At 65.3% G+C, this 7,883-nt stretch carries 12 protein-coding genes; 7 read left to right on the forward strand and 5 right to left on the reverse strand.

Features of this window, described 5'->3' with window-relative positions:
* Together C4T42_RS30930 and groES are read right to left on the reverse strand one after the other, a co-directional pair.
* A partial coding sequence (locus C4T42_RS30930) for a TCP-1/cpn60 chaperonin family protein (RefSeq protein ID WP_280177414.1) occupies positions 1–515 on the reverse strand: 515 nt, incomplete at its 3' end.
* Between the two features lie 98 nt (positions 516–613).
* Positions 614–901, reverse strand: coding sequence for a co-chaperone GroES (gene groES / locus C4T42_RS30935; RefSeq protein ID WP_020096510.1), 288 nt, complete (start codon positions 899–901; stop codon positions 614–616).
* A gap of 513 nt (positions 902–1,414) precedes the next feature.
* Between groES and C4T42_RS30940 the strand changes: the two genes are divergently transcribed.
* Positions 1,415–1,597, forward strand: a complete 183-nt coding sequence (locus C4T42_RS30940) for a hypothetical protein (RefSeq protein WP_103986539.1) — start codon at positions 1,415–1,417, stop codon at positions 1,595–1,597.
* Positions 1,598–1,676: 79 nt separating this feature from the next.
* Positions 1,677–1,898, forward strand: a complete 222-nt coding sequence (locus C4T42_RS30945) for a hypothetical protein (protein WP_103986540.1) — start codon at positions 1,677–1,679, stop codon at positions 1,896–1,898.
* Positions 1,899–2,255: 357 nt separating this feature from the next.
* On the opposite strand, the gene C4T42_RS31780 is transcribed toward C4T42_RS30945, so the two are convergent.
* A complete protein-coding gene (locus tag C4T42_RS31780; protein ID WP_146074100.1) occupies positions 2,256–2,840 on the reverse strand; it encodes a hypothetical protein in 585 nt (194 codons plus the stop codon).
* 137 nt (positions 2,841–2,977) lie between these two features.
* Between C4T42_RS31780 and C4T42_RS30955 the strand changes: the two genes are divergently transcribed.
* The 5 genes from C4T42_RS30955 to C4T42_RS30975 all read left to right on the forward strand — a co-directional run bounded on the left by C4T42_RS30955 (position 2,978) and on the right by C4T42_RS30975 (position 6,848).
* On the forward strand, positions 2,978–3,364 hold the full coding sequence (locus C4T42_RS30955; RefSeq protein ID WP_146074101.1) for a hypothetical protein: 387 nt from the start codon (positions 2,978–2,980) through the stop codon (positions 3,362–3,364).
* Positions 3,365–3,926: 562 nt separating this feature from the next.
* Complete coding sequence (locus C4T42_RS30960; protein ID WP_020096515.1) at positions 3,927–4,895, forward strand: alpha/beta hydrolase; 969 nt, start codon at positions 3,927–3,929, stop codon at positions 4,893–4,895.
* 173 nt (positions 4,896–5,068) lie between these two features.
* A complete protein-coding gene (locus C4T42_RS30965) occupies positions 5,069–5,794 on the forward strand; it encodes a hypothetical protein (RefSeq protein WP_234083213.1) in 726 nt (241 codons plus the stop codon).
* Between the two features lie 325 nt (positions 5,795–6,119).
* Positions 6,120–6,398, forward strand: a complete 279-nt coding sequence (locus C4T42_RS30970; protein WP_042675125.1) for a hypothetical protein — start codon at positions 6,120–6,122, stop codon at positions 6,396–6,398.
* A gap of 240 nt (positions 6,399–6,638) precedes the next feature.
* A complete protein-coding gene (locus C4T42_RS30975) occupies positions 6,639–6,848 on the forward strand; it encodes a hypothetical protein (protein WP_103986542.1) in 210 nt (69 codons plus the stop codon).
* Positions 6,849–7,344: 496 nt separating this feature from the next.
* Here C4T42_RS30975 and C4T42_RS30980 read toward each other — a convergent pair whose 3' ends face one another.
* Positions 7,345–7,545 carry a hypothetical protein gene (locus C4T42_RS30980; RefSeq protein WP_020096519.1) on the reverse strand — a complete coding sequence of 67 codons (201 nt, stop codon included), beginning with the start codon at positions 7,543–7,545 and terminating at the stop codon, positions 7,345–7,347.
* Positions 7,546–7,584: 39 nt separating this feature from the next.
* Positions 7,585–7,883: integrase core domain-containing protein (locus tag C4T42_RS30985; RefSeq protein WP_146074102.1), on the reverse strand; the 299-nt coding region annotated here is incomplete at its 5' end.

Genomic DNA, 7,883 nt, shown 5'->3' on the forward strand with positions numbered 1-7,883 from the left:
TCGTTGCCCACCTTCTGCATGGCGTGGGCGATCATCTCGCCGATCTCCTTGTCGCCGTTGGCGGAGATCGTGCCGACCTGGGCGACCTCGTCGGACGAGGCGACCTTGCGGGCGCGTGAACCGATATCCTTCACGACCGCGGCCACCGCCAGATCGATTCCGCGCTTCAGGTCCATCGGGTTCATGCCGGCGGCGACGTACTTCACGCCCTCCCGGACGATGGAGGCGGCCAGCACGGTCGCGGTGGTGGTGCCGTCACCGGCAGCGTCGCTCGACTTCGAGGCCACTTCGCGCACCATCTGGGCGCCCATGTTCTCGAACTTGTCGACGAGCTCGATCTCCTTGGCGACCGTCACACCGTCCTTGGTGATGCGGGGGGCGCCGAAACTCTTCTCGATCACGACGTTGCGGCCTTTCGGGCCGAGCGTCACCTTCACCGCGTTGGCGAGAAGCTCGACCCCGCGCAGCATCTTATCGCGAGCATCGACCGAAAAGCGGACGTCTTTGGCGGACATGGCAGGACCCTCATCATCTGTCGTTTGGCCCCGAGGCGCACCCCAGCGGGCGCCTCGAAGGGCAGATCGTCACGACGCTCCGCGCCGCCCGAGCCGGGCTAGGCGACGATGCCCAGGATGTCGGATTCCTTCATGATCAGGAGGTCCTGACCGTCGATCTTGACCTCGGTGCCGGACCACTTGCCGAACAGGACGCGGTCGCCGGCCTTCACTTCAAGCGCGATGATCTGGCCGGCCTCGTCGCGCACGCCCGGTCCCGCGGCGACGACCTCGCCCTCCTGCGGCTTCTCCTTGACCGTATCGGGGATGATGATGCCCCCTTTGGTCTTCTCCTCGCCTTCGATGCGACGGAGCACCACGCGGTCGTGCAGCGGACGGAATTTCATCGTGAGATCCTGATCGTTCCCAAGCGAGATCCAACCGACATGACTGGCGCTGTCGCGGGACAGATAACGGCGAGACTGTCATCGCCGCCCGATCGACCCATTATTAGCACTCGCCGCATGGAAGTGCTAATCTTATAATGGGACGGCGGGTCCCGCTCATCCGGAAGCCGGGGCAAAACGCCCAAACGGCCCCTTCAGCGGGGGACAGCGGATTCGAACCGCCTCCTTCGATCGACCGATCTCCGCGCCGCGCGGATCAACCTGCGCGATCGTCCGCCCTGATCGGGCCGCTCAAGCAGGACTGTGTTGGAGAATGGCATGACGATCAGTCAGGTCACAGCTCCGCCGACCAGCGACGATTCCATTGTGAAAAGCAGCTGTCTCGCCTGAAATCGCGAAGAGTTTTGACAATCAAAAATCTGGCTTGGGGCGGGCGGATATTTCGTCTCTTTCACGCGTTACACTTGTCCGCGCGATGGTCAGTCCCGCCGCTGGCGGACAAGGATCATTGTCATGACAATTCTGATGGCCGTCGCTCTGGCGATTGCGTTGCTCGGCATCGCGCTGACGTCTGCAGCCTACCGGTTTGCACCGGTGTCGAAGCACATAGCGAGTGGGGATATCGTCCTCGTCTGTGGGATCAGCACCGCAGCCTTGGGGAGCCTCGGAGCCCTCCTGCAGATCTTCACCGCCTGACCTGTGGGCTCGTCGAAGCCGCGTTGCCCATGACCGGGTCGCGCGGCGGGATCCTTGTCATGGACGGGACGCTGCCACCATGCCGACACCGCCCGACGCCTACCTCCGGGACATCCTTGCACAGGCGGAACAGGACCTCGCCGCGGCCGAGCTGCGCCGGGCCCAGCAGGCACGGATCGTCGCCGGCCCGCTCAATAGCCCGGAGACCCGTGCCGCCGCGGAACTGCTTCTGCGCGAGATTGACCGGACCATCACGTCCATCCGCGCGAACCGCCATCTGATCGCGGACATCCTGGCCTGATCAAGCCGGTCCGGCAGCTACGCCGATGCCGCGCTCATCCCTGCGGCCCTCGGCCAAGCGCGTCTCGTCCGTGCAGAACGGCAGGTCGGCGGCTGGGGCCTCGACAATGGCACAGGACCAATCCGCGCGATGCGTGTCACGTGCCGTTGCCTTCGGCGGTCATGCTGCCCGCGATCGGCCCCTTATTCGAGTCCTCGGCAAAAACGTGGCCTGCACGGCACCGCCCGCCGACACTTCCCCGAGGGGACCGGCAACAGGCGTCAGGTCACGAGACTGCGCCACGGTCTGCCGAGGCGTTCGCCGACAGAGCCATCCGCGGCACGCATCTCCAAGCCACTTCGCTGTCGCTTTCCCAGATCATCGCACGTCACGATCATCCACGAGACTTGGGCTTTGAGGGTCTGTGCGCTCGAATCTGAGGGTCAATACCTGAGCTCGCTCCAGCGAAAGCAGACCGTCATCGACCAGGCCCGAAACCACGTCCTCGAATTCGTCCCTGGTCAGGCCACGACTCTTCAAGGACTTCACGATCGTGTCCGCATGCGCCATGTCCATCAGATCGCGCTTGATCTCCATCGTCGAGGGAATCGATATTTTGCGTCCAAAACGTTTCTGATTGAGCATGGCGGATTTCCTTGACGGCAGCAACGGAAGCTTGCGTACTGAAAACGCCCAGAAAGTTATTTCGTTCATATCGGCGCCTGTTTCGTGTTTTCCCGGACAAATTTGCAATTTGCGATGAATCGCCAGATTTATATTTATTGGATCTAGTAAAATATTTTCGACACACCATCTTATGAAGATCGCCGCATCCTGCGTGCGATCGCCGCGACGCGCGACTGTGTCGTCGGACGGACGCGGGTCCTGTCGCGTGCTGACGTCAGTCAGCAGGTGATGCGCTGAGTTCCCGGCATGCCGAACCTCGGGGACGACCCTCGACATGATGGAGCGTCTCAACGTCGCCAGTCGGCGGGGCCACCTGAGCAAACGGTGACGTCATCTGCCGGCGCTTCGGCAGGACAGCGGCTTTCGGCTGTCTCCATGCGCGTGAATTCAGCCCCTTCAGCAAGGAGTGCGTTATGGCTCAACCCAGACTTACAGGCTTGGAGTTCAGCTGGTTCACCAAGTGCCAGATGATGGCGTCAAACTATGCCCAGCACTGGGAGATGGTTCTCGAGCCTGATCTCGGAAGTCTGATTCAGGCCGTCGCCACTGATGCGCGGACCAGCTTCACCGGGCCGCAATCGATGCGGCGCGTCGCCGAACGACTGACGCTCGTTGCAGACTCGCTTGTCGCGGCGAGCGACGATCGGGCTCGCGCTGCCGATGTGCGCCGCGAGGACGGTCGTTGCACGGAAGCGCTGCAATACTTGGCGTCGCAACTGGCGAGCACGGCAGCCAGCGTCGAGGCATGGAAGCATGCGTCCGCCTCCGCGACTGAAACAAGTCAGGCGCCGTCGGCGTGACTGCCAAAGGACCGACAATCTCGGTCCTGGAAGATCAAGAAACGGTTCTTATCGGAGCATTGAACAGATCAGATGATCGTTTTCAGACCCAATCCCCACAAGTTACAGGTCATGCCATCGGCGAAGGAGCCCGGCCGGTTCGACTGGTCGATCACGCGGGACGATGTGATCGTACGCCAGTCGGCCCGATCCTTCGATTCGGAGGGCGCTTCGGAGACGAATGGCGATTTAGCCCTTCGTCGGATGACGGTGCGTTGGCAGGCCGCGCGATAGGCGCCGCCACCGCAACGGCAGTGCCTCCAACCGGGTCATCGCTCCGCCGGGCATGTAAGAGCCTTCGGCCTGTTCAAGCGAGACCGACCGGAGCCGCGCCGAGACCCATGCGTCCCGCGTGCCGTCTGGCGGCGCCGACCGAGCGCCCTGCCAACGTCATCCTGCCGACACCGTCCGCTTGCCGCGCCGGAAACGGCGGACCGGCGCCTCCTCCCGTTGGCGGGAAGGGGACTCGCCGTCCCTCGGCAATCGGAAGGCACGCCCCATTCCAGTGAACAGGATCAATCCCATGACAGGCCGTTCAAGAACAGCGTGGCTGCTTCCGACCCTGCTCGGCTCCGCGACCGCGCTGGGAGCGTCCGCCCTCTATGCGGCCGCCCAGGCAAAGCAGGCCGAGCGACGGACGCCACCGATCGGCGCGTTCCTCATCGTGGATGGCGTGCGCCTGCACTACGTCGAGCGGGGGGCCGGCGAGCCGCTGGTGCTGATCCACGGCAACGGCATGATGATCCAGGACTTTCTCGCCAGCGGCATCGTCGACGATCTGGCTGAGCGCCACCGCGTCATCATCTTCGACCGACCCGGTTACGGCTACAGCGACCGCCCGCGCGGGCTCTGGACGCCGCGCGCTCACGCGACGCTGTTCCAGAAGGCGCTTCAGCAGCTCGGCGTTGCCCAAGCCGTCGTCCTCGGACACTCCTGGGGGGCTTTGGTCGCGGTCGCCCTCGCGCTACAGGCCCCGCAGCTCGTGCGCAGCCTCGTCCTGGCGTCCGGGTACTATTACCCGACGCTGCACGCCGATGTGGTGCTCGCGTCCCCGGTGGCGCTCCCCGGCATCGGGGACCTGATGCGCCACTCGATCTCGCCCGTGATCGGCCGGATCCTGCAGCCCGCCCTGCTCAAGGCCATGTTCGCGCCGGCCGCGGTCACGGAGCGTTTCGACCGAGGGTTCCCGAAGGCCATGATGCTGCGGCCGATCCAGCTGCGGGCGTCAGCAGAGGACGCCGCTTTGATGACGCCGGCGGCGGCCGAGCTTCAGAAGCACTACCGCGACCTGAGGCTCCCGGTGGTGATCATCGTGGGCGGAGCCGATCAGATCGCCGATGTCGATCGGCAGTCGAAGCGCCTGCACGGCGAACTGCCGGACAGTCACCTCATCGTCGTGCCCGGCCTGGGCCACATGATCCAGCATCTGGCGCCGGACGCGGTCATCGCCGCCATCGGCCAGGCTTCGGAGCGGGTTCGCGTCGCCGCCTGAGGAGCGGCCGGTTCGGATCCCGGCCTCGCACGCGCCCGTTTAAAGCGTGGTCAACGGAGTGGAAAGCCGCGCCTCCGCTTTGTCGCTCCGAGGCGGACCGGCGGCTCTTGGGTCGGGCCTCGCTCGTTCGTCGTCACACGGTGGTGGGCAAGCCGGCACCGTGACGGCGCGCGATGGCTGAGCGTTGCGGGGCGCTGGAAGTAGCCCTATCGGCGACGGCGATGCCCGGCCGATCACGTCGCACAACCCGGTCCGATAGCCTCTTCGGCGAAATCAGCGCGAGGCTCCCGCTGTTCGAGGACCTGCCGCCTGACGCGCTTCAGCTGCTCTCAGCGTCGGGATTGGGCCGCGGTTTCCTGACGGCCTCCCTGCGGGCCCGTCTGCGCAAGGCCGGGTACCGGGATCTCGGCCTTCTGGCCGAGAGCTCACCGGACGCGATCGCCAGCATCAGAAAGTTCGGCCCGGTCCGCGTCGAACGCGTTCGGACCTTCATCCTCGCCGAGCTGGCGCGCTGGGTGCCGGGCGCCCGCGACATGCACACGGCCGAGGCTACCGGCGAGCGAAGGCTCGGACGGCTGCGGCACATGCTGGTCGAACGCCTGCCTCTGCACGCCGACGACATCGCAGCGCTCGGCTTCGCCGGAGGGTCCTGCGCGGATTTGGCCGGCCGTTCACGCCTCGAACTCATCGGCACGGGCATCGTGATGTCTAGCGATGTTGATCGCATCATCACGACCATCGCCCGCGTCCTGGAAGGGGACAGGCCGATCGCTTCTCTCCCTCTCCAGGCGCCCTTGGACGCTCCGGCGGCGGAACCGGAGACGCTCGCGGCCCGTCGTGCCGCCTTGCTCGCGGAGCAGGACCGGGAATGGGGGGAGGCGGCTCCGGCTCAAGATTAATGTCGGAATGGTACGCCTCGGATTAGCTGCTTCCGGCCATCGTCAATCATCGCTTCGCGAACATTCCCGTCGCTTGACGGGTCTCAAGAGCTGTTCACGCGCGAACATTCAGTGCCTCGCGCCGGCTCCGCCGTTCAAGCGGTTGTGACAGATGCTTCCCATGCTCGCGGCGTTACCGAGATCTTGGCAGGATGCGGGAACACGCGTCCCCGTCAGGACTATCTTTGTCGATCGGAAAGGCGCAGAGTGCCGAGATCACCGGATCGGCTGTTCCAGGCTCCGGTGGCTGAGGGTTCATGCCCCCGCCTGCAACGGACAGGCGCGCATGGCAGACCTCATCAAGTTCCCCGCAAAGCCCCGCTCGAGGCACGCGCGCCGCGCCTATCAGGTTCATCGGCTCGCTCCGAGCGGTGGCGTGGTCGCGACCTCGATCATCACGGCCCGCGACGACGGGGACGCCAAGCGGCAGGCAAAGGGATTGATCGCCGGGCACCATGCCGAACTCTGGGCCGGCAGCCGCCTCGTCACCGTGCTCGGCGCGTTCGACTTCCCGATCGCGACCGCAATCCGGGCGCTGGCGGACCAGCCGAAGTCGGAGGGGTGAAGGTCGTTATCGAATCTGCCACGCGTATCGAGGAGCGGGATCATGGCAACGGACAAGAAACGCGGGAATCGCGAGACCAAGAAGCCAAAGAAGCCCGTGCCCAAGACCAACGCGGCGGCGCCCTCGAACAAGGGTACGGTCTCGGCTGCCATGAAGACCAGCGGTCGAGGCTAAGGCGATGTCCGACCACCATGGCTGCACGGTATGGTAGAGTTCGTTCGCCCGCTGATGTGCCCAGTGATGCGGAAGCTGATCGGGATGATCGTCCGCATGTCGCAGCACCCCGGCCTTCAGGAGCAGGGACAGTTGATTGATCAGCTCACGGAGCTCGAGACCGAGGGCATAGCCAGGGATGTTCCTTGGCGGACCGTGGAGGCAATCCGCGCCACCCGGTTGAGGCTGCGCGTCGAGGGTCTGATGCCCCGGACGCCACTCCCGCGCGGTCACTGATGGCTTGATGCATGACCGAAAACGAGGGGTGCTTGAACGAACCTCGCGCTGGTCGGTCGGTCGGGCGGACCGGGACGACCTTGCCGCCGCCCAGGAGGCCCCGCTGCAGGTTACCTGCCCGCGGACGGTGCGGAACGACGGGAGAAGGCACTCGACGGACTGCGCGTCGAACTCGGGCGTGGTGATGACGCGGGCGCGTGCTCGCGGGAGCAGCAGGCCTTCCGCACGGTGCTGCTTGCGATGGTTGAGCGGACCCGCGAGATGGCAGGACCGGCGGAGGGGTGACGTCCGCTGCGGTGCGGACCTCTTCGAAGCCGCAGCTTGCCGCCTGTTGGCACAACGCCGCGCGCTTTCCGAAGGTCCAGTTCGGCCATGGAATCGGCCCCGATCGCGGATAAGTCCTCAGGGCGGGACCTCGCATTAATCGGCGACCGCTCCCGAGCGGGATTACCGCGGCATCCAGCCCCGTCGTTGGACTCGCGTTTGCCTGCGTGTGTCAGAGGGCCCGCGCGAGGCCCGCTTCCAGAACAAGTGCGCTGGCCGTTTGCTGAGACAAGCGGCCCCCCGTCGGCTCGACCGCTGCGTCCGCCTTGACGGCACGGCGCACGATGGCGAGCGCCTCGTCCTCGGAGGTGGTTATCGCCGCGTAGAAGAGGACCAGTTGCCCGGAGAGTTCCGCGTCATCGGGCTGTGTCACTGAATCGCCCCGGGTTTTCCGGAGGCCGTTTGGTTTGGCTCAGGCGGCCAAGGCTTGGACCTCGGCCTGGGCATAATAGCGTGCCTCCGCCTCGGCGGGAGGGATGTGGCCGATTGGTTCGAGCAGCCGACGGTGGTTGAACCAGTCCACCCATTCCAGCGTGGCGTACTCGACCGCCTCAAAGGACCGCCACGGCCCGCGTCGATGGATGACCTCCGCCTTGAACAGGCCGATCACCGTCTCGGCGAGAGCGTTATCGTACGAGTCGCCAACACTGCCGACGGAGGGTTCGACGCCCGCCTCGGCCAAGCGCTCGGTGTAGCGGATGCTCACATATT

It is taken from the genome of Methylobacterium sp. 190mf, from assembly GCF_900107945.1.
In the GTDB taxonomy this organism is placed as follows: Bacteria; Pseudomonadota; Alphaproteobacteria; order Rhizobiales; family Beijerinckiaceae; genus Methylobacterium.

Bases quoted from the DNA above. Each gene is read 5' to 3' on its own strand.
- groES (WP_020096510.1), bottom strand. From the start codon at position 901: ATGAAATTCCGTCCGCTGCACGACCGCGTGGTGCTCCGTCGCATCGAA.
- C4T42_RS30940 (WP_103986539.1), top strand. From the start codon at position 1,415: ATGACAATTCTGATGGCCGTCGCTCTGGCGATTGCGTTGCTCGGCATC.
- C4T42_RS30945 (WP_103986540.1), top strand. From the start codon at position 1,677: ATGCCGACACCGCCCGACGCCTACCTCCGGGACATCCTTGCACAGGCG.
- C4T42_RS31780 (WP_146074100.1), bottom strand. From the start codon at position 2,840: ATGTCGAGGGTCGTCCCCGAGGTTCGGCATGCCGGGAACTCAGCGCAT.
- C4T42_RS30955 (WP_146074101.1), top strand. From the start codon at position 2,978: ATGGCTCAACCCAGACTTACAGGCTTGGAGTTCAGCTGGTTCACCAAG.
- C4T42_RS30960 (WP_020096515.1), top strand. From the start codon at position 3,927: ATGACAGGCCGTTCAAGAACAGCGTGGCTGCTTCCGACCCTGCTCGGC.
- C4T42_RS30965 (WP_234083213.1), top strand. From the start codon at position 5,069: ATGGCTGAGCGTTGCGGGGCGCTGGAAGTAGCCCTATCGGCGACGGCG.
- C4T42_RS30970 (WP_042675125.1), top strand. From the start codon at position 6,120: ATGGCAGACCTCATCAAGTTCCCCGCAAAGCCCCGCTCGAGGCACGCG.
- C4T42_RS30975 (WP_103986542.1), top strand. From the start codon at position 6,639: ATGCGGAAGCTGATCGGGATGATCGTCCGCATGTCGCAGCACCCCGGC.